General features: G+C 68.3%; 18 protein-coding genes and 1 riboswitch. Of the genes, 11 read left to right on the forward strand and 7 right to left on the reverse strand.

The genetic code is table 11. The features are described from left to right. The first annotated feature begins 37 nt into the window (after positions 1-37). The 3 genes from AC1MB9_RS14190 to AC1MB9_RS14200 all read left to right on the forward strand — a co-directional run bounded on the left by AC1MB9_RS14190 (position 38) and on the right by AC1MB9_RS14200 (position 4,094). Positions 38-2,074: a bifunctional aldolase/short-chain dehydrogenase gene (locus tag AC1MB9_RS14190; RefSeq protein WP_479962576.1), complete on the forward strand. Its 2,037-nt coding sequence runs from the start codon at positions 38-40 to the stop codon at positions 2,072-2,074. Positions 2,075-2,180: 106 nt separating this feature from the next. Next, a complete protein-coding gene (locus AC1MB9_RS14195; RefSeq protein WP_479962577.1) occupies positions 2,181-3,623 on the forward strand; it encodes a rhamnulokinase in 1,443 nt (480 codons plus the stop codon). Between the two features lie 70 nt (positions 3,624-3,693). Further along, positions 3,694-3,758, forward strand: a riboswitch (guanidine-III (ykkC-III) riboswitch). A gap of 12 nt (positions 3,759-3,770) precedes the next feature. Then, on the forward strand, positions 3,771-4,094 hold the full coding sequence (locus AC1MB9_RS14200) for a DMT family transporter (RefSeq protein WP_479962578.1): 324 nt from the start codon (positions 3,771-3,773) through the stop codon (positions 4,092-4,094). A 90-nt stretch (positions 4,095-4,184) separates the two neighbouring features. Here AC1MB9_RS14200 and AC1MB9_RS14205 read toward each other — a convergent pair whose 3' ends face one another. Further along, positions 4,185-5,372 carry a glycerate kinase gene (locus tag AC1MB9_RS14205; protein WP_479964657.1) on the reverse strand — a complete coding sequence of 396 codons (1,188 nt, stop codon included), beginning with the start codon at positions 5,370-5,372 and terminating at the stop codon, positions 4,185-4,187. Positions 5,373-5,801: 429 nt separating this feature from the next. Here AC1MB9_RS14205 and AC1MB9_RS14210 point away from each other — a divergent pair, with 429 nt between their 5' ends. Together AC1MB9_RS14210 and AC1MB9_RS14215 are read left to right on the forward strand one after the other, a co-directional pair. Then, a complete protein-coding gene (locus tag AC1MB9_RS14210) occupies positions 5,802-6,719 on the forward strand; it encodes a DMT family transporter (RefSeq protein ID WP_479962579.1) in 918 nt (305 codons plus the stop codon). After that, positions 6,716-7,639, forward strand: coding sequence for a 2-hydroxyacid dehydrogenase (locus AC1MB9_RS14215; protein WP_479962580.1), 924 nt, complete (start codon positions 6,716-6,718; stop codon positions 7,637-7,639). Before AC1MB9_RS14210 ends, AC1MB9_RS14215 begins: the two co-directional genes overlap by 4 nt. A gap of 34 nt (positions 7,640-7,673) precedes the next feature. On the opposite strand, the gene AC1MB9_RS14220 is transcribed toward AC1MB9_RS14215, so the two are convergent. After that, entirely contained in the window at positions 7,674-8,438 is a 765-nt protein-coding gene (locus tag AC1MB9_RS14220; RefSeq protein ID WP_479962581.1) for a dienelactone hydrolase family protein, read from the reverse strand. A 302-nt stretch (positions 8,439-8,740) separates the two neighbouring features. Between AC1MB9_RS14220 and AC1MB9_RS14225 the strand changes: the two genes are divergently transcribed. The 3 genes from AC1MB9_RS14225 (at position 8,741) to AC1MB9_RS14235 (ending at position 11,978) form a co-directional block, all read left to right on the forward strand. Continuing rightward, positions 8,741-9,784, forward strand: a complete 1,044-nt coding sequence (locus AC1MB9_RS14225; RefSeq protein WP_479962582.1) for a glycerophosphodiester phosphodiesterase family protein — start codon at positions 8,741-8,743, stop codon at positions 9,782-9,784. 139 nt (positions 9,785-9,923) lie between these two features. Continuing rightward, a complete protein-coding gene (locus AC1MB9_RS14230) occupies positions 9,924-10,679 on the forward strand; it encodes a FadR/GntR family transcriptional regulator (RefSeq protein WP_479962583.1) in 756 nt (251 codons plus the stop codon). Positions 10,680-10,700: 21 nt separating this feature from the next. Further along, positions 10,701-11,978, forward strand: coding sequence for an alpha-hydroxy acid oxidase (locus AC1MB9_RS14235; RefSeq protein WP_479962584.1), 1,278 nt, complete (start codon positions 10,701-10,703; stop codon positions 11,976-11,978). A gap of 21 nt (positions 11,979-11,999) precedes the next feature. On the opposite strand, the gene AC1MB9_RS14240 is transcribed toward AC1MB9_RS14235, so the two are convergent. The 3 genes from AC1MB9_RS14240 to ddaH all read right to left on the reverse strand — a co-directional run bounded on the left by AC1MB9_RS14240 (position 12,000) and on the right by ddaH (position 15,318). Next, positions 12,000-12,962 carry an acetylxylan esterase gene (locus AC1MB9_RS14240; RefSeq protein ID WP_479962585.1) on the reverse strand — a complete coding sequence of 321 codons (963 nt, stop codon included), beginning with the start codon at positions 12,960-12,962 and terminating at the stop codon, positions 12,000-12,002. 174 nt (positions 12,963-13,136) lie between these two features. Further along, complete coding sequence (rocD, locus tag AC1MB9_RS14245) at positions 13,137-14,372, reverse strand: ornithine--oxo-acid transaminase (protein ID WP_479964658.1); 1,236 nt, start codon at positions 14,370-14,372, stop codon at positions 13,137-13,139. A gap of 76 nt (positions 14,373-14,448) precedes the next feature. After that, the gene (gene ddaH / locus AC1MB9_RS14250; RefSeq protein WP_479962586.1) at positions 14,449-15,318 is read right to left on the reverse strand and encodes a dimethylargininase; all 870 of its coding nucleotides are present in this window, start codon (positions 15,316-15,318) and stop codon (positions 14,449-14,451) included. Positions 15,319-15,548: 230 nt separating this feature from the next. Between ddaH and AC1MB9_RS14255 the strand changes: the two genes are divergently transcribed. After that, positions 15,549-15,986, forward strand: coding sequence for an Lrp/AsnC family transcriptional regulator (locus tag AC1MB9_RS14255; protein WP_479962587.1), 438 nt, complete (start codon positions 15,549-15,551; stop codon positions 15,984-15,986). Positions 15,987-16,030: 44 nt separating this feature from the next. Here AC1MB9_RS14255 and AC1MB9_RS14260 read toward each other — a convergent pair whose 3' ends face one another. Beyond that, positions 16,031-16,363: a hypothetical protein gene (locus AC1MB9_RS14260; RefSeq protein ID WP_479962588.1), complete on the reverse strand. Its 333-nt coding sequence runs from the start codon at positions 16,361-16,363 to the stop codon at positions 16,031-16,033. A 25-nt stretch (positions 16,364-16,388) separates the two neighbouring features. Between AC1MB9_RS14260 and AC1MB9_RS14265 the strand changes: the two genes are divergently transcribed. Further along, positions 16,389-16,613: a hypothetical protein gene (locus AC1MB9_RS14265; RefSeq protein WP_479962589.1), complete on the forward strand. Its 225-nt coding sequence runs from the start codon at positions 16,389-16,391 to the stop codon at positions 16,611-16,613. Between the two features lie 19 nt (positions 16,614-16,632). Here the strand turns inward: AC1MB9_RS14265 and AC1MB9_RS14270 are convergent, their stop codons facing one another. Continuing rightward, a complete protein-coding gene (locus AC1MB9_RS14270; protein ID WP_479962590.1) occupies positions 16,633-17,406 on the reverse strand; it encodes an ABC transporter permease in 774 nt (257 codons plus the stop codon). 154 nt (positions 17,407-17,560) lie between these two features. Here AC1MB9_RS14270 and AC1MB9_RS14275 point away from each other — a divergent pair, with 154 nt between their 5' ends. Beyond that, positions 17,561-17,944 carry a GntR family transcriptional regulator gene (locus tag AC1MB9_RS14275; protein WP_479962591.1) on the forward strand — a complete coding sequence of 128 codons (384 nt, stop codon included), beginning with the start codon at positions 17,561-17,563 and terminating at the stop codon, positions 17,942-17,944. Positions 17,945-17,948 lie beyond the last annotated feature (4 nt).

Below are 17,948 nucleotides of genomic sequence, written 5' to 3' on the forward strand. Positions count from 1 at the left end.
GGTACACCACTCTCTCGACTCCCCAGCTAGGAATGACATGACGAACCCCACAGTTGCCGCCCTCATCGCCCGGTCGAATCGACTCGGCGCTGACCCGAAGACCACGAACTACGCGGGCGGCAACACGTCGGCCAAGGGCACCGAAACCGACCCGGTCACCGGCGAGTCCGTTGAGCTGCTGTGGGTGAAGGGCTCCGGCGGAGACCTCGGCACGCTCACCGAGAAGGGGCTCGCCGTGCTGCGCCTCGACCGGCTGCGTGCCCTCGTGAACGTGTACCCGGGGATCGAGCGCGAAGACGAGATGGTGGCGGCGTTCGACTTCACGCTGCACGGCAAGGGCGGAGCGGCGCCCTCGATCGACACGGCGATGCACGCCCTCGTCGACGCCGCTCACGTCGACCACCTGCACCCCGACTCCGGCATCGCGATCGCCGCCTCGGCCGACGGCGAGGCGCTCACGGGCACGATCTTCGGCGACAAGGTCGTCTGGGTGCCGTGGCGCCGCCCCGGATTCCAGCTCGGCGTCGACATCAGCGCCATCAAGGCGGCCAACCCCGCGGCGATCGGCTGCATCCTCGGCGGCCACGGCATCACGGCGTGGGGCGACACGAGCGACGCGTCAGAGGCCAACTCGCTCTGGATCGTCGACACCGCCGCCGCCTACATCGAGGCGAATTCCCGTCCGGAACCGTTCGGGCCCGCACTCGAGGGCTTCGCCCCCCTGACGGATGCCGAGCGGCTCGCCAAGGCCGCCGCGCTCGCCCCCACGATCCGCGGCCTGGTCTCCACCGACGGCGCGAAGGTCGGCCACTTCACGGACGCGCCGGAGGTGCTGGACTTCCTCTCCCGCGCGGAACACCCGCGCCTCGCCGCCCTCGGCACGAGCTGCCCCGACCACTTTCTGCGCACCAAGGTCAAGCCGATGCTGCTGGACCTGCCCGCCGGGGCATCCATCGAGGACTCGCTCGCCCGACTGGTCGAACTGCACTTGGCGTACCGCGCCGACTACCAGGCCTACTACGACCGCAACGCTGTGGCGGGCTCCCCCGCGATCCGCGGCGCCGACCCGCTCGTCGTGCTCGTGCCGGGCGTGGGCATGTTCAGCTACGGCGCGAACAAGCAGACCGCCCGGGTCGCCGGCGAGTTCTACGTGAACGCGATCAACGTGATGCGCGGCGCAGAGGGACTCTCCAGCTACGCCCCGATCGACGAGGCGGAGAAGTTCCGCATCGAATACTGGGCGCTCGAAGAGGCCAAGCTGCAGCGGATGCCCGCCGCCAAACCCCTCGCCACCCGCGTGGCGCTCGTCACGGGTGCGGCCTCCGGAATCGGCAAGGCCATCGCCACCCGCCTCGCGGCGGAGGGAGCGTGCGTCGTGATCGCCGACCTCGACCTCGCCAAGGCGCGGGCCGCCGCCGCCGAGATCGGCACCACCGACGTGGCGATCGGAGTGCAGGCCAACGTCACCGACGAGGTGCAGGTGCAGGCCGGGGTGGATGCCGCGGTGCTCGCTTTCGGCGGACTCGACCTTGTGGTGAACAACGCCGGGCTCTCGCTGTCGAAGTCGCTGCTGGAGACCACGGTCGCCGACTGGGACCTGCAGCACAACGTGATGGCGAAGGGCTCGTTCCTGGTGTCGCGTGCAGCGGCCCGCGTGCTGATCGACCAGAAGCTCGGCGGCGACGTGATCTACATCTCGTCGAAGAACTCGGTCTTCGCCGGGCCGAACAACATCGCCTACTCGGCCACGAAGGCCGACCAGGCGCACCAGGTTCGGCTGCTCGCCGCCGAGCTCGGGGAGTTCGGCGTGAAGGTGAACGGCATCAACCCCGACGGTGTCGTGCGCGGCTCGGGCATTTTCGCCGGCGGCTGGGGCGCCAAGCGCGCCGCGGTCTACGGCGTCGACGAGGACGATCTGGGCAAGTACTACGCCCAGCGCACCCTGCTGAAGCGCGAGGTGCTTCCGGAGAACGTGGCGAACGCGGTGTACGTGCTGTGCACGAGCGACCTCAGCCACACCACCGGGCTGCACATCCCGGTCGACGCCGGCGTCGCCGCGGCGTTCCTGCGATGACTCCGATCGCCGCCCCCGACGACAGCGGCGCCCGATTCGGACCGGTGCGGGCGCCCCGCTCGTCCCGGCCCGGCCATTGGGCCGTTCGCGGTCGGAGGCGCCGACCATGAGCGCGGCCGGAACGGTTGCGGCGGTCGATTTCGGTGCGTCGAGCGGCCGGGTCATGCTCGGGCACGTCGGGCACAACGAACTGAGCATCCGCCCTGTCGCCCGCTTTCCGAACAACCCGGTGCGCGTCACCGACGGGCTGCACTGGAACATTCTCGACCTGTACCGGGGAGCGCTCGGCGGTCTGCGTGCCGCCGTGCGCGAGGAACCGACGCTGCGCAGCGTCGCCGTTGACTCGTGGGCGGTCGACTACGCGCTGATGCGCGGCGACCGCATGCTCGGCAACCCCCTGCATTACCGCGATGAGCGCACGACCGCCGGGGTTCGGGCGGTGCACGCCGAGATCGCGCCCGCCGAGCTGTACGGTCGCAACGGGCTGCAGTTCCTGCCATTCAATTCGTTGTACCAGCTCGCCGCCGACCGCCTGGCCGGTAGCCTCGACGGCGCCGACGGCCTGTTGCTGATCCCCGACCTCATCACGTTCTGGCTTACCGGCGAGAGAGTGGCCGAGCGCACCAACGCGTCCACCACGGGGCTCGTCACGGTCGCGGACGGCCAGTGGGACGTGCAACTCATCACCCGTCTCGGCCTCCCCCGCGCGCTGTTTCCCCGACTCGTGGATGCCGGCACCGGCGTCGGTCCCGTTGCCCCGCGGGTGCTGGCCGAGATCGGTGCCAGCCGCCCGCTCGAAGCGGTCACGGTCGGGTCGCACGACACGGCATCCGCGGTGGTGGCCGTGCCCATGACGAGCGATACCGCCGCCTATATTTCCTCCGGAACCTGGTCGCTGGCCGGTGTCGAGCTGCCTGCCCCGGTACTGAGCGAGGCGAGTCGGGCCGCGAACTTCACGAACGAGGGCGGCGTCGACGGTCGCGTGCGCTACCTCCGCAACGTCATGGGGCTCTGGCTGCTGAGTGAGTCGATGCGCACCTGGGACGAGGCGGGCGCTTCGTATGACCTGCCCGGGTTACTCGCTCAGGCCGGGCAGGTCACCGGGCAGGTCACCATTTTCGACGTCGACGACCCGCGCTTCCTCAGCCCCGGCGACATGCCCACGCGCATCCGTGAGTACTGTGTCGAACACGATCTGCGCCCGCCGCGCACGAACGTTGAGCTGGTGCGCAGCATCATTGAGAGTCTCGCGGCCGCCTACGCGAACACCTTGCGCCTCGCCGCCGAGCTCTCGGGGACCAGCGTGAGTGTGGTGCACATCGTCGGCGGCGGGTCGCAGAACGAACTGCTCTGCCAGTTGACGGCGACTCGCACCGGCCTGACCGTGCTGGCCGGACCGGTCGAGGCGACGGCGATCGGCAATGTGCTCGTGCAGGCCCGCGTGCAGGGTTTCGTCACCGGAAGCCTCGAAGGCCTCCGGTCACTCGTGGCACAAGCCTTCACACCACGGCGGTACGACCCTGAGCGCCTCGACGGAATCAAGCGGTAACCCGCACGGTCCCGTCCGGGGCCGCACACCGCATCAACGGCAGGTGCTCGGCCGGTTGCGGTAACCTCGGCATGAGCCGCGATGCGCGGCCCCGGACGACGGATCAGTACCCGGAATGCGACAAGACTGGCCAAGGGAGTCACTGTCATGTCCTGGATCGTCCTCATCGTGTCCGGAATCCTCGAAGCCGTCTGGGCCACGGCCCTGGGCAAATCGGACGGCCTCACCAAGTTATGGCCGTCTGTCGTCTTCGGCGGCGCGCTCCTGCTCAGCATGGGCGGCCTGGCCTTTGCCATGCGCGACATTTCAACCGGCACGGCGTACGCGGTCTGGGTCGGAATCGGGGCCGCCCTCACCGTGGCCTACGCGATGGTCTTCGGCGCCGAACCGACGTCGCTGATCAAGATTCTGCTCCTGCTGGGGCTCGTGGGGTGCATCATCGGCCTCAAACTCGTCGACGGCAGCCACTGACCCGGCAGCGGCGCCCTTCACCTGTCCCCGCCACCGCCATCGGGGAGCTCCCAACAACGCAGCACTTTCCTGCGCCCCTGAGCAGCATGCCTAGGAGTGTTCGACGGGCGGACGGTTGGTCGCTCCGGCTACGGCGCAACTCTTGGGCATTCTTGCCGTGAGCAGCCGGGTCACCGTCGCCGCCGCTCGTTCCAGGTTCACGCTGCCGTCACGCAATGCGTTCGGAAGATCGGTGACCTGGCGCAGGATCGGCACCACGGCCACGACGGCGTCACCGATCAGCTCGTACGCGTCGTCGTTGATCCGACCGCCGAAGAGGATCGCGGGGACACCTTCCGCCCGGGCCGCCTGGGCAACCCCCCACGGTGTCTTTCCCGACGCGGTCTGCCGGTCGATGCCTCCCTCTCCGGTGAACACCCAGTCGGCTCCGGTGATCCGCTCTCGAAGCCCGACCGCGTCCCTGACCAACTCGACGCCACTTTCCAGGGTGGCGTTGGTGGCCCCGGCGAACGCGGCCCCCAGGCCTCCGGCACTGCCGGCGCCGGGAATATCCCGTACATGGCGGGCGAAGGCCGGCTCCATGACATCCGCCCAGCGGGCCAGGGCCGCGTCCAGTGCGGGAATATCCTGTGGTGTGGCGCCCTTCTGCAGACCGTAGACCGCGGAGGCGCCGCGGTCACCGAGCAGGGGGTTGGTGACATCGGAGGCGAGGCGAAACGTGGCGGTGCGCAACCGGGGTTCGACGTCGCCGAGGTCCGCCGAGACGAGCGAGATCAGCCCCCTGGCCCCGTCTGGAATGGGCACGCGGTCGTGATCGAGGAATCGGACGCCCAGCGCCGTAAGCATGCCGGCGCCGGCATCGTTCGTCGCCGATCCCCCCAGGCCGATGATGAAGTCGGTCGCGCCGCGATCCAGAGCGGACAGGATCAGCTCGCCGACGCCGCGGGAGGTGGCGGCCCACGGGTCCCGTTGTCCCGCAGCGATCTGGGCGAGCCCGGCGGCTTCGGCGACCTCGATGACCGCCAGGTGACTGCTGGGCACGAATCCATACCGCCCCGTGATCGGCCGGTTGAGCGCATCGTGGCAGCCTGCCTCGACCCATTCGCCGTCCAGCGCGGCCACGAGGGCTTCCGCGGTTCCCTCGCCGCCGTCGGCCATCGGCACCAGCTCACACTGAATGCCGGGGTCGACCCGATGAATGCCCCTGGCCATCGCCTCGGCAGCCTCAACGGCCGTCATGGACTCCTTGAACGAATCCGGCGCGCACACGATCCTCATGACAGCGAGCCGCTCGGCACCGCGGGCGCGGCCGAGGCGGAAACCGCCAGGCACGTGAGCAGGTCGACATTGGAATTCATGGGATCTCTTCTCGGATGTGGGGCTGCTCGGGTGCAGGTGTGCCGTCAGGTTCTGACACTGGCCTGGCTTTCTTTCCGGTGCGTCGAACACGTTGCTGTGTTCAACGGCCCGCCGTTCGACGCCTGCGTCGCTTGGGCCGTACATCGACCCTAAGGTGCTGCTGCACGGCTCAGGGGCGCAATCTACATCCACCCGACACGCGGGCTAGGGTCGAGGCAACCGTTCACAACGCTCCAGGGACACGATGATTCACTCCAAACCAGCCCGCCACGACCGGCCCGCCTCCCTCGTCAAGCCACGTCCGGGCGGGGTTCGGCTCTGCCGCTCGATCCGCGGGGCGTGCCCCGCGTGAAGGCGAAGATCGCACTGGTTCTGGCCACACTCATGTGGGCGGGCAACTACATCGTGGGCAGCATCGCGGTGCAGACCCTGTCACCGCTGGACCTCACCTGGCTGCGCTGGTTACTCGCCGCTGTGCCGTTGCTGATCCTCGCCCAGATCGTCGAAAAGCCGTCCTGGCGGCAGGCACTCCGCCACTGGCCCCGCCTTCTGCTGCTCAGCGCACTCGGCATCGGCGGCTACAACCTGCTGCTCTACACCGCCCTGCAGTACACGACGCCGCAGTCCGCCTCCCTCATCAATGCGGCGAATCCCGCCGTGATGGTCGTGCTCGCCGCACTGCTGCTCCGGGAACGCATCGGCTGGCGCGGAGTCGCCGGCCTCATGCTCGGCCTGTTCGGAGTCGTGCTGATCATCACGGACGGCGCCCTCGCCTCCGTGTTCACCCGATCGCCCAACACGGGCGACCTGCTGATGATGGCCGCCGTCGTCGTGTGGAGCCTCTACGCGATCGCAGGCCGCGGACTCCCGGTGCCGCCCATCACGGCCACGGCACTGCAGGGCACCTTCGTCGTCGTGCTCCTCACCCCCGTGGCGCTACTCGGCGGGGTGAGCTGGCCGGCGGATGCCCGGGTCGGCTGGGCCGTGATCTTCATCGCCATCTTCCCTTCGATCGGCTCGTACGTGTTGTGGAATTCGGCGCTGAAGACAATCCCGCCGGGCCGAGCCGGTGTGTTTCTCAACCTGATCACCGTCTTCACCGTGATCATCGCCGTGAGTCTCGGGGCGCAGCTCACCGCGCCGCAGCTGATCGGCGGCGTGATCGTGTTCGCCGGCGTCGCCGTCAGCACGCGCCAAAGTCGCAGGACCACCCCGCGGGCGTCGCGCGGGACGGCGGGCGCTGCGGCGTCTAGGGTTGACCGATGAGCCTCCTTCCCCTGCGCGTGAGCCTTCCCGAGTCCGACCTCCGCGTGGCCCTTGGCCCCATGGACGGGGTGGAGTTCATCGACTGGCCCATGGAGGGCCCGGCTCCCGTGCCTGATATCGACATGGTGGTGACGCCGTACATGGGAGCCTCGAACCGCATCGCGCACCTCGCGGGCGTCGAAACCCGGCTCGTGCAGAGCCAGTCGATCGGCTATGACGGCATAGACCGTTTGCTTCCCGACGGCCAGGTGTACGCCAACGCGGCCACCGTGCACGAGACGTCCACGGCCGAGCTCACCCTTGCGCTCATTCTCGCGTCCCAGCGCGGCATCCCCGATTTCGTGCGCGCCGCAGAGCAGGGTGAGTGGGCGCCCGCCTTCCACGCGAGCCTCGCCGATCGCACCGTGCTGCTCGTGGGTTACGGCGGCGTCGGCGCCGCGATCGAGGCGCGACTGCTCGCCTTCGAGACCACGGTCGTACGGGTCGCACGCACCGCGCGCAGTGATGCGCATGGCCAGATCCATGCCATGGACGCGCTCCCCACCCTGCTGCCGCAGGCGGACATTGTGGTCATCGGCGTGCCGCTGAGCGAGTCAACGACGCACCTCGTCGACGACGCCTTCCTCACGCTCATGCGCGACGGCGCCCTGCTGGTCAACATCGCGCGCGGCCAGGTCGCCGATACCGACGCCCTGCTCGCCCACGCGAGCAGCGGACGCCTGCGCCTCGCCCTCGACGTGACGGATCCGGAGCCGCTACCGCACGCACATCCGCTCTTTGCGCTGCCCAACGTGCTCGTGTCACCCCACGTCGGCGGTGCGTCCTCGGCCATGCGCCCACGCATGGTTCGGCTCATCCGCGGGCAAATTGAGCGGATGCAGCGTGGCGACGCCCCCCTGAACGTCGTACTGCGCAGCTAATGCCCGACCGGGAGCGCACGGAGCCACCCGCCGGTCATTCCGGCCGGCGGGGCCGAGCCCGGCGCTCGGCCAGGTGCTCGCCGAAGAAGGCCTCGATTCGCCGCCAGGCGTCGGCGGCGGCCTCGGGGTCGGGCCCCGCGCCCAGGATGCGCTTGAACACCGGGCGCAGCACACTCGGCCCCGTGTCGGCGTCGTTCAGAAAGCTGTGACCGGCGCCGGGATACTCCTTCACGTCGTGCGCGATCCCCTGCCGGGCGAGCGCGACGCCGAGCTTCGTCGCCGCTCCCGGCAGCGACCGGTCGGCCCCACCGTAGCTTCCCACGATCGGGCACGCACCGAGCAGGTGCTCATGCAGCTCGGCCGGCAGCCGGCCGTAATTCACAGATGCCACGTCGAAGCCTCGCGTGGCCGTCGCAAGGGCGAACCCACCGCCCATGCAGAAGCCGAGCACCCCGATGCGGCCGGTGCAGTCGGGCCGACCGGCCAGAAACTCGCGAGCCGACTCGATGTCGACGAAGGCACGGCCCGTTCCGGCCGACAGCGCCCGAAACGTGGCGATGAGGCACTTGCGCGCGCCGCCCTCGGTGAAGAGATCGGGCATGAGCGCGAGGTACCCGGCCGCAGCCATGCGGGTCGCCTGGCGGCGCATCACGTCGGTGAGACCGAAGGCCTCGTGCACGAGAACCACGCCCGGCCATGGCCCCTTGCCGGAGGGAATGGCGAGTACGGCCTTGAGTCCGGCGCTGCCACCGGGCCCGGCGGGGAGGGTGAGGTTGATCAACTGCGGTGACTCGCTCATGATTCTCCCTGGGACTGGACACCGGATGACGCGGTGGTGTGAACTCTAGCGTTGGCCGAGGCCTGCGGGCGTCACTCCCCTGGCAGCCGGCGCGGATCGTATCCGGGCGGCTTCCCGCGGCTCGGCAAGCAGTAATGCTCCAACACCACGTGCACCACCGGCCGCGCTCCGTCGACGGAGCGAGATCCGCCCCCATCGTTCACTCCGCAGACCGGTCGCCGACGTACACCCGTCATCTTCGATTCTTAACGTGGCCGCACGGGCATGTCCCACGGCCCGAACGGCAATCGAAGGACTTCGCAATGCGCACAATCCTCACCCTCACGGTTGTCGCGGCCCTCTCAGTGGGAGCGGTCGCCACGGCCGCTCCCGCCATGGCCGCCCCCGCCGAGAACCCGACCACCCCCCTGCAGGCCAACGAACGAAACGGTTCCTTCGACCTGCAGGCGCACCGGGGTGGCCGCGGCCAGTGGTCAGAGGAGTCGATCACGGCATTCGCCCACTCGCTCGAACTCGGCGTCTCGACCCTCGAGCTCGATACGCACCTCACCCGCGACGACCGGGTGGTGGTGTGGCACGACGATGTGATGACGGCGAGCAAGTGCGCCGACACCGCTCCCGCATTTGCGGGCGATCCGCTGTTTCCCTACGCCGATGACCGGGTGCGAGACCTCAGTCTCGCCCAGGTGCAGACCATGGACTGCGGCTACCAGCAGCTGCCGGGCTTCCCGGAACAGGCCAACATCCCCGGCACCCGCATCGCGCTGCTCACGGATGTCTTCGACCTGCTCGACGAACACAAGGCCAAAAAGGTGCAGCTGAACATTGAGACCAAGGTCGAGGTGGCCGGCCCGACCGGTGCCTCCGAGATGGACGCGCTCACTCGTGCCGTCGTCGGCGAGATCGAGGCCGGCGGCATGGCCGGCCGCAGCACCGTGCAGAGCTTCGACTGGGCCTCGCTCAACCTCACGAAAGAGATCGCCCCCGAGCTTCCGCTCGTGGCGCTCTCCAGCGGCGACGAGTGGATGGGCGTGGGCGAACCGGGCGCGAGCGTCAACCTCGGCGGCATCGACATCGACGACTTCGGCGGTTCCCTCGCCCAGGCGGCCTCGGCCCAGGGCTACGACGTGATTTCGCCCAGATTCGCGTCGGTCACCCCGCAGATGGTGGCCGACGCCCACGAACTCGGCCTCCCGGTGATCCCCTGGACGGTCAACGCCACGAGCGACATCAACGCCCTGATGGACATGGGCGTCGACGGCCTCATCACCGATTACCCCACCGCGTTGCGCGGGGTCATGGCGGAGCATGGCCTGAAGCTGCCCACGGCGTACGCGCTGCGGTAGCCGTTCGGCGGGATGAGAGCGGATGCCCGGGGGTGCACCCCCGGGCATCCGCTCTCTGCGCGCGGCCCTCGACAGCCCGGCCGTAGTCATGTAGCCTGTGGTCAGACCACAGAGCCCGAGACCGCGAAGGAGCAGCCCCGTGACCGACGCCCCTACGGACACCGCCGCACCACGCGCCTGGGAACTCGTGCTGCAGAGCATCGAGCTCGACCTGCTGAGCGGCCGCCTCGGCCCCGGTGACCACCTGCCGCCGGAACGCGCCCTCGCGGCAGCGCTCGGGGTGGGGCGTTCGAGTGTGCGCGAGGCCGTGCGGGTGCTCGAGGTTCTCGGCCTGATTCGCACGAACGTGGGATCGGGGCCGTCGGCGGGCGCCATCATCGTGGCACTGCCGGGTGGCGGCATGTCGGCGCTCATGCGCCTGCAGGTGGCCGCGCAGGGATTCCCGGTCGCCCATGTGGTGAAAACCCGGCTCATCCTCGAGGGTGCCGTCGCCACCGAACTTGCTCACGCCGCACGACAGCAGGCCCCCGATCTCGCCACGTCGGAACTGTTGCTCGACGCCATGGATCAGCCGACGCTCACCGAGGCCGAATTCCTCGCCCTTGATGCCCAGTTCCATCTCTCGCTCGCCGAAGCCGCCGGCAACCAGGTGGTCACCGCCACCATGGCCGGGCTGCGCAGCGCCATCGAAGGCTACGCGCGGGCGGGTATCGCCGGTCTCACCAGTTGGGCGGAGACATCCGCTCGCCTCGGTCGGGAGCACCGCCAGATCCTGGCCGCCGTTCGCGCCGGCGATGCGAACGGCGCCCGCCTGGCCGTTGAATCCCATATCTCCGGCTACTACGCCGAAACGCACCTGACCGCACCCCCGCTTCACTCGCCCCCCACGCCCTAACCCCGGAACGGAACTTCTGCCATGGTTCAACGACGCATCCCCAGGATCAAAGACCTCGCCCCGCTCATGCAGTTCAAGACCCCGGAACTCAATGCCACAATGCGCCGACTCGACGCCGCGCTCACCATTCATGACCTGCGCACCATCGCCAAGAAGCGCACCCCGAGGGCCGCCTTCGACTACACCGACGGCGCCGCGGAGGCCGAGCTCTCGCTCGGGCGGGCCCGGCAGGCCTTCGAAGACATCGAGTTCAGCCCGTCGATTCTGCGGGACGTGTCGGACGTCTCCACCGGGTGGGACGTGCTCGGCGCCCCCGTGGCACAGCCGTTCGGCATCGCCCCCACCGGGTTCACGCGCATGATGCAGACCGAGGGCGAGATTGCCGGCGCCCACGCGGCCGGGCGGGCCGGAATCCCCTTCGCGCTGTCGACGATGGGAACGTCCTCGATCGAGGACGTCAGGGCCGCGAACCCGGACGGACGCAACTGGTTCCAGCTGTACATGTGGAAGGACCGGGATCGTTCCATGGCCCTCGTCGAACGCGCCGCGAAGGCCGGGTACGACACCCTGCTCGTGACGGTCGACGTGCCCGTGGCCGGGGCCCGGCTGCGCGACAAGCGCAACGGGTTCTCGATTCCGCCCGCACTCACCCTGGGCACGGTCGCCAACGCTCTGCCCCGGCCGGCGTGGTGGATCAACTTCCTCACGACCGAACCGCTCTCCTTCGCGAGCCTCGACCGTTCCAGCGGGACCGTCGCCGAACTGATCGACTCGATGTTCGATCCCAGCGTCACCTTCGAGGACCTCGCCTGGATCAAGGCGCAGTGGCCCGGCAAGATCGTCGTCAAGGGCGTGCAGACCCTCGAAGACGCCAAGCGGCTCGTGGACCTCGGCGTCGACGGCATCACGCTGTCCAACCACGGCGGCCGCCAGCTCGACCGGGCGCCGATCCCGTTCCACCTGCTGCCGCAGGTCGCGCGCGAGGTGGGCGCACACACCGAGGTACATCTCGACACCGGCATCATGTCGGGTGCCGACATCGTGGCATCCGTCGCCCTCGGCGCCCGCTTCACAATGATCGGTCGGGCGTACCTTTACGGCCTCATGGCCGGTGGTGAGGCCGGGGTCGACCGCACGATCCAGATCCTCTCCGAACAGATCACCCGCACCATGCGTCTGCTCGGGGTGAACGCGCTTGAGGAGTTGAACCCCGGGCATGTCACGCAGCTCGCCCGGCTGATGCCCGTCGCGGCACCCGCCGTCGCCGCCGCGGAGGCCGCACCCGCCTCACGCTCCTGACGCCGCTCCCGCGGGGTACAACTAACCGAGGTGCTTCCGGAATGTCCGAAGGGCCAGCGCGTCGTCCTCCCATAGTCCGCCTTCGTGCCCGTTGTACGGCCACACCGTGATCTTTTTCGGTCCGGCGTAGTTGTTGTAGGCCGCGAATACGGTCGACGGCGGGCAGATCGGGTCCATCAGGGCCGCGGTCATGGTCACCGGCGCGGTGGCGCGCTTGGCGAAATTGACGCCGTCGAAGTACGAGAGAGTGTCGTGCGCCCGGGACACGCTCAGCCGATTCGTGGAGAGGTAGTCGGCGAGTTCCCGGTACGGGTGCGCGTCGGTGATCACCGAGGCGCGTGCGAAGTCGCAAAGAAAGGGAACCCGGGCCACAACGGCCGCCACATCGGGAACGAGCCCGGCCACGGCGAGCGCGAGGCCGCCACCCTGGCTCGTGCCCATCACACCCACGCGCGCCGCATCCACGAGGTCGAGGCTGCGGGCCGCCTCGACCGCACGCACGGCATCCGCGTACAACCTGCGGTAGTAGTAGGTGTCCTTCGACCCGATGCCGCGGGTCAGAAAGCCGGGAGCCTGAGGCCCGCTGCCGGCTTCGTCGGGGGTGTCGCTCGTGCTGCCGCCCCAGCCCTGCCCGCGAAGGTCCATGTCGAAGTGCGCGAATCCGGCGGATGCCCAGAGCAGGTTCTCGAAGGCCTGCCCGCGTCCGCGTCCGTACCCGTGGAACTGCACGACGGTCGGCAACGGCCTGGTGGCACCGGCGGGCACCCGCAGCCACGCCTTGATCGGCGTTCCAGCGAACCCGCCAAACGTCACGTCGAACACGTCAAGGGTCCCGAGGCCGGCGTCGACCGGTGTCACCGTGACGTTGAGGTCGTGGGAGGCCGTCTCGGCGAGAGTCTCGGCCCAGAACGCGTCGAAATCGGCGGGGTCGGCCTGCGCGCTGACATAGCGGCGCAGGTCGGCTTCGGGCAGGTCAGTGTACATGCGAGTAGCCTACGGGGCCGCCCCCGACTCGCGACGCGACAAGTCCCAAGGTTGCGCACGGGGCACGAACGCAACCTCGGAGAAAATCACGAAACACTGTATTTGTGACCGGTGGATGCGGCCGGTCGCGAAAAAAGTCCGAGGATACCGTTCAGCCGGGCGCTGTTCGCGGACCTACCGGGCGCGGAGCTCCTCGAGGACCGCGGCGACCTGCTCAACCGCCCAGTCCACATCATTCGCGGAAACCACAAGGGGTGGAGCGAGTCGGATGGTCGACCCGTGCGTGTCCTTGGCCAGGACTCCGCGAGCGAGGAGCTTCTCACAGACCTCGCGGCCCGGTGCGAGGTCCGGGTCGATATCGATACCGGCCCAGAGCCCGGCGCCGCGCACCTCGACGACGCCGTGTCCCACGAGTGCGGTGAGCCCGGCGTGCAGGCGCTCTCCGAGCGAGCGGGCACGTTCCTGGTATTCGCCGGTCGCCAGCATCTTCACGACCGCGAGCCCCACGGCGGCGGCGAGGGGGTTGCCGCCGAAGGTTGAGCCGTGCTCGCCGGGCCGGAGCACCCCGAGCACATCGACGTTGCCGACCACGGCGGAGACGGGAACGATGCCGCCGCCGAGCGCCTTGCCGAGCAGGTAGAGGTCGGGCACGACGCCCACGAGGTCGCAGGCAAACGTCGCTCCGGTGCGGCCGAGGCCGGACTGGATCTCATCCGCGATGAACAGAACATTGCGACGTGTGGTGACCTCACGCACGCCCGGCAGGTATTCCGCCGGCGGTACGACGATCCCGGCCTCACCCTGGATCGGCTCAATCAATACCGCGACCGTGTTCTCGTCAATGGCCGCTTCGAGGGCGGCAACATCGCCGAAGGGGACGATGCGGAAGCCCGGGGTGAACGGGCCGAAACCGCTGCGTGCCGATTCATCGTCGGAGAAGCTCACGATCGTGGTTGTGCGGCCGTGGAAGTTGCCGGCCGCCACGATGATGTTGGCCTGGTCCGCGGCGACGCCCTTCACCCGGTAGCCCCACGCCCTGGCCACCTTGATAGCGGATTCGACCGCCTCAGCGCCCGTGTTCATGGGGAGCACCATTCCTTTGCCACACAGCTCGGCGAGCGCGGTGACAAAGGGGCCCAGCTGATCGTTGTAGAACGCACGACTCGTGAGCGTGATGCGACCGAGCTGTGCCCGGGCGGCATCGAGCAACACGGGATTCGAGTGACCGAAGTTCACGGCGGAGTAAGCCGCGAGGCAGTCCAGGTAGCGGCCACCGTTGACGTCGGTCACCCACGCGCCATCACCAGAGGCGACGACCACCTCGAGCGGGTGATAGTTGTGCGCGGCGTGCTCCGCCTCGAGCGCGATCGGTGCGAGGGAGGCGTCGTCGGCGGCGTTGATCGGGACCATCCCGGCGTGGGCCGGCGTCACGGCGTTCGGGGGTGTCACGGTCGTCATCGGGTCCTCACTCGTCGTTCGGTTGCGGTTAGCGGCGCAGCTCGAGTGTGCAGCACTTGACGCCGCCGCCGCCGAGCAGCAGCTCGGAGAGGTCGACGCCGATCGGGTTGTAGCCGCGGGCGCGCAGCTGGCGCTCGAAATCCTTGGCGCGCGCGGCGATGACCACGTTATAGCCGTCGGAGTAGGAGTTGAGGCCGAGAATGGCCGCGTCCTCTTCGGTCACAATGACCGCATCCGGGTAGCGTTCACGCAGGATGACGAGGCTCGGCTCGTCGAACGCGCTCGGCAGGTAGGCGATGTTCGTATCGTCGAGCACGGCAATGGCCGTGTCGAGGTGGTAAAAGCTCGGGTTGATGAGGTTGAGTGTGATGACCGGGCGTCCGGCAATGGCAGCGACCTCAGCGTGGCTGTTCGAGTCGCTGCGAAAGCCGGTTCCCGCCAGAATCACATCGCCCACGAGGAGGAAGTCGCCTTCGCCCTCGTTGGTCTCGACGGGTTCGCGCACATCGAAACCGTTGGCGCCGAACCAATCCATGTATGCGGGGCCTTCCGGCTGACGCTGCACGTGGGTGAACTTGGCGCCGTAGGCCTGGTTGTCGATGACGAAGCCGCCGTTGGCGGCGTAGACCATGTCGGGAAGTCCGTCGATCGGGTCGATGAGGTGCACGTCGAAGCCCAGGCCCACGTACGTGTCGTGGAGCGTCTGCCACTGCGCAACGGCGAGCGAGGTATTGGTGGGCAGCGCGGGGTCCATCCACGGGTTGATGCGGTAGACCACGGTGAAGAATTCCGGCTTGCACATGAGCACGGTGCGCTTGACCGGCGTGCGAACGGGTGCCTCGGGGACAATGGTGGTGTCGGTGTCGGTGTCGGTGTCGGTGTCGGTGTTGATGGTCATGGCGTGATCTGACTCCTCTTATACGAACCGCGCGGCAAGCCTGCGGAGCGTGGGGTGAATGGCGGACCAGGTCGCTCACGAGAGCCCGGCACAATCGAATTGATCGCACGCGGGACGCCACATCCAGTCTCACACAGCTTGAATCGACCGTGCACGCCGAAGCGCGCACGAAATCAGCGTGGATCCCGGCTCTCACGCAATAATTCCTTGGCCACACCTACACTGGCGTTATGGACAATCTCGATCGCAGCATTCTCGACCTGCTCCGTCAGAACGCGCGGGCGGGATACGGCGACATCGGCTCGGTTATCGGCCTGTCGGCATCCGCTGTGAAACGTCGTGTGGATCGTCTCGTCGCTGACCGGGTTATTCGTGGTTTTACAATCCAAGTGGACCCGGCCGTCGACGGCATGAGCACCGAGGCCTACGTGGAGCTGTTCTGTCGCGGCACCGTGGCCCCGGAAGACCTGCTTCGTATCCTCTCCGGCGTGCCGGAAGTGGTTGACGCCGGAACGATCACGGGCAGCGCCGATGCGATGGTGCACATTCGCGCGCGGGACATCCCCTCACTGGAGGTCGCGCTGGAAAAGGTGCGACTCGCCCCGAACGTGGACCATACCCGCAGTGCTATCGTGCTCTCCCGGCTCATCCACCGCGCCGCCGACTAGGCCACTTCAACCACACGCCCCGACGTCGGGTAAGGGTGGTAGTTTCATTGAATAATTGTGAATTCGGTGGGATTTTCCCGGGGAGCAACGATGAAAGCTGCAATCACGTCGGCTATCGCAATCGTGATCCTGACGGTCAGCTTGACCGGTTGCGTCGACCAGCCTCTAGCGCCGCCGAGCGCCACGGCTACGACGCCTCCGGCGCCCTCCTCGGCTCCTCCGCCACCGTCCTCGACTCCGCCGGCGCCGGTCGCCCCCACGATCTCCGACGAGGACCGCGCCGCCATTTCGGTCGCCGTTTCCAGCCGTGACACCGCGGCCCTCACCCCGTACTTGGCCGATCCGACGACTGTGATCTTGTGCGGGTCCGGTGGCATCGGCCCTCTCGCGCCCGCAGACGTCGTGACTGACATGGATCAGCGGCTCGCCAGTGCGGCACTCCCGTGGGAGTTCGCGCTTCCCGCCACGACGATCGACAACTACCGTGCACACGCCTACGGCTCGTATTTCCCCACCGACGGTCTCATAGCCCGGTCGGCCGACACTCAGATCCTGACGTTCAGCTTCACGGGCGCGCGAATCTCCACAGTATTCATGTGCCCGGATGAAGGACTCGTGGTCGAATAGCGGCTTACGACCGGCCCGATCAAATGAGTGTTGCGGCGGGTTTCTGGCGCACCGGCGAGATCAGGCGCATCAGCAACACACCCGCGATCGAGCCGGCGCAGAGGATGCTGGCGAGCACAACGATTTGAAAGCGTCCGGCCTCAAGCGGTGACGCGCCGCCGAAGATCGCCCCGACGAACGCGCCGGGCAGCGTCACGAGTCCCGTTGTCTTGGTTTGGTCCGTCGACGGGATCATCGCGAAGTACACCGCGCGGCCCGCGAGGTCCCGCACCGCCTGCCGCGGTGTCGCTCCGAGGGCGAGCCAGCCCTCGACCTCGTCCCAGTGGTCCTCCACGGCCTCACCGAACCGACGCCCAGTGAGCGTCGCGATCGACATGGCGTTGCCAATGACAATGCCGCCGATCGCCAGCACGTAGCGCGGCGAAAAATCTATCGCCCCCACGGCGAAGACAATACCGAGCGTTACTCCCACACCGAGCGCCATGGCGGCCGCGACCGAGAGCAGGTGCGATCTGCTCATGCCGATCCGCCGCGCCACGGTGCCGACGGCTGCCGCGAACATCACGAAGAGCCCAACGCCCACCCAGACCGGGTCGTTGATGATTCCGCTCAGGACGAGGCTGATGGCGGCCAGCTGCACCGCCCCACGCAGCAGGGCCAACGGTGGCGCGAGCGGATGCTGCGTGCGGTATCCGCGCAGCACCAGCCACACGATGCCCAACAAGGCCGCCACGCCGAGCACCGTCGGCAGCAGCCCGGCGAGCTGCTCGGAGAGGCCGCTCGCAAGGTTCATAGGCCGACTCTACCGAGAATGAACGCCAGCACCCGTCACGTCTATGGCTTGCCACAATGCCCAGAACTTGCGACAATGTCCAACACAGCAGCAGTCCGTGCCACGTTCAGCACGTTCCCGGCACGCATAAGTCAAATACGCCCAAGGAGACGCCGTGCCAGAGTCTTTCGTCACCATAGATCCCGAAGCGGCAGCGCCACCGTTCGAGCAGATTCGCGCCCAGATCATGGAGGCGGTCCGAACCGGCCGGATGACCCCGGGGGCCCGACTTCCCACGGTGCGTGCCCTCGCGACAAACCTTGGAGTGGCCACGAACACCGTCGCCCGCGCCTACCGGGAACTGGAGCGAGATGACCTGATCGAGACCCGAGGTCGCATGGGGTCCTTTGTCGCGGCAAACGGCGACGCCGCGCACCGCCACGCCCAGGAGGCGGCAACCGCCTACGCGGCCCGCATTACCAAACTCGGGATCGCCACGGATGAGGCGCTCGAGCTCGTCACCCGGTCGCTGAAGACCCTCCCCGACGCTCCGACGTAGAGCG

It is taken from the genome of Cryobacterium sp. AP27, assembly GCF_056680495.1.

Bases quoted from the DNA above. Each gene is read 5' to 3' on its own strand.
- AC1MB9_RS14190 (WP_479962576.1), top strand. From the start codon at position 38: ATGACGAACCCCACAGTTGCCGCCCTCATCGCCCGGTCGAATCGACTC.
- AC1MB9_RS14195 (WP_479962577.1), top strand. From the start codon at position 2,181: ATGAGCGCGGCCGGAACGGTTGCGGCGGTCGATTTCGGTGCGTCGAGC.
- AC1MB9_RS14200 (WP_479962578.1), top strand. From the start codon at position 3,771: ATGTCCTGGATCGTCCTCATCGTGTCCGGAATCCTCGAAGCCGTCTGG.
- AC1MB9_RS14205 (WP_479964657.1), bottom strand. From the start codon at position 5,372: ATGAGGATCGTGTGCGCGCCGGATTCGTTCAAGGAGTCCATGACGGCC.
- AC1MB9_RS14215 (WP_479962580.1), top strand. From the start codon at position 6,716: ATGAGCCTCCTTCCCCTGCGCGTGAGCCTTCCCGAGTCCGACCTCCGC.
- AC1MB9_RS14220 (WP_479962581.1), bottom strand. From the start codon at position 8,438: ATGAGCGAGTCACCGCAGTTGATCAACCTCACCCTCCCCGCCGGGCCC.
- AC1MB9_RS14225 (WP_479962582.1), top strand. From the start codon at position 8,741: ATGCGCACAATCCTCACCCTCACGGTTGTCGCGGCCCTCTCAGTGGGA.
- AC1MB9_RS14235 (WP_479962584.1), top strand. From the start codon at position 10,701: ATGGTTCAACGACGCATCCCCAGGATCAAAGACCTCGCCCCGCTCATG.
- AC1MB9_RS14240 (WP_479962585.1), bottom strand. From the start codon at position 12,962: ATGTACACTGACCTGCCCGAAGCCGACCTGCGCCGCTATGTCAGCGCG.
- rocD (WP_479964658.1), bottom strand. From the start codon at position 14,372: ATGGTCCCGATCAACGCCGCCGACGACGCCTCCCTCGCACCGATCGCG.
- ddaH (WP_479962586.1), bottom strand. From the start codon at position 15,318: ATGACCATCAACACCGACACCGACACCGACACCGACACCGACACCACC.
- AC1MB9_RS14255 (WP_479962587.1), top strand. From the start codon at position 15,549: ATGGACAATCTCGATCGCAGCATTCTCGACCTGCTCCGTCAGAACGCG.
- AC1MB9_RS14260 (WP_479962588.1), bottom strand. From the start codon at position 16,363: ATGCCACCGGACCCGCACAAGATCACAGTCGTCGGATCGGCCAAGTAC.
- AC1MB9_RS14270 (WP_479962590.1), bottom strand. From the start codon at position 17,406: ATGAACCTTGCGAGCGGCCTCTCCGAGCAGCTCGCCGGGCTGCTGCCG.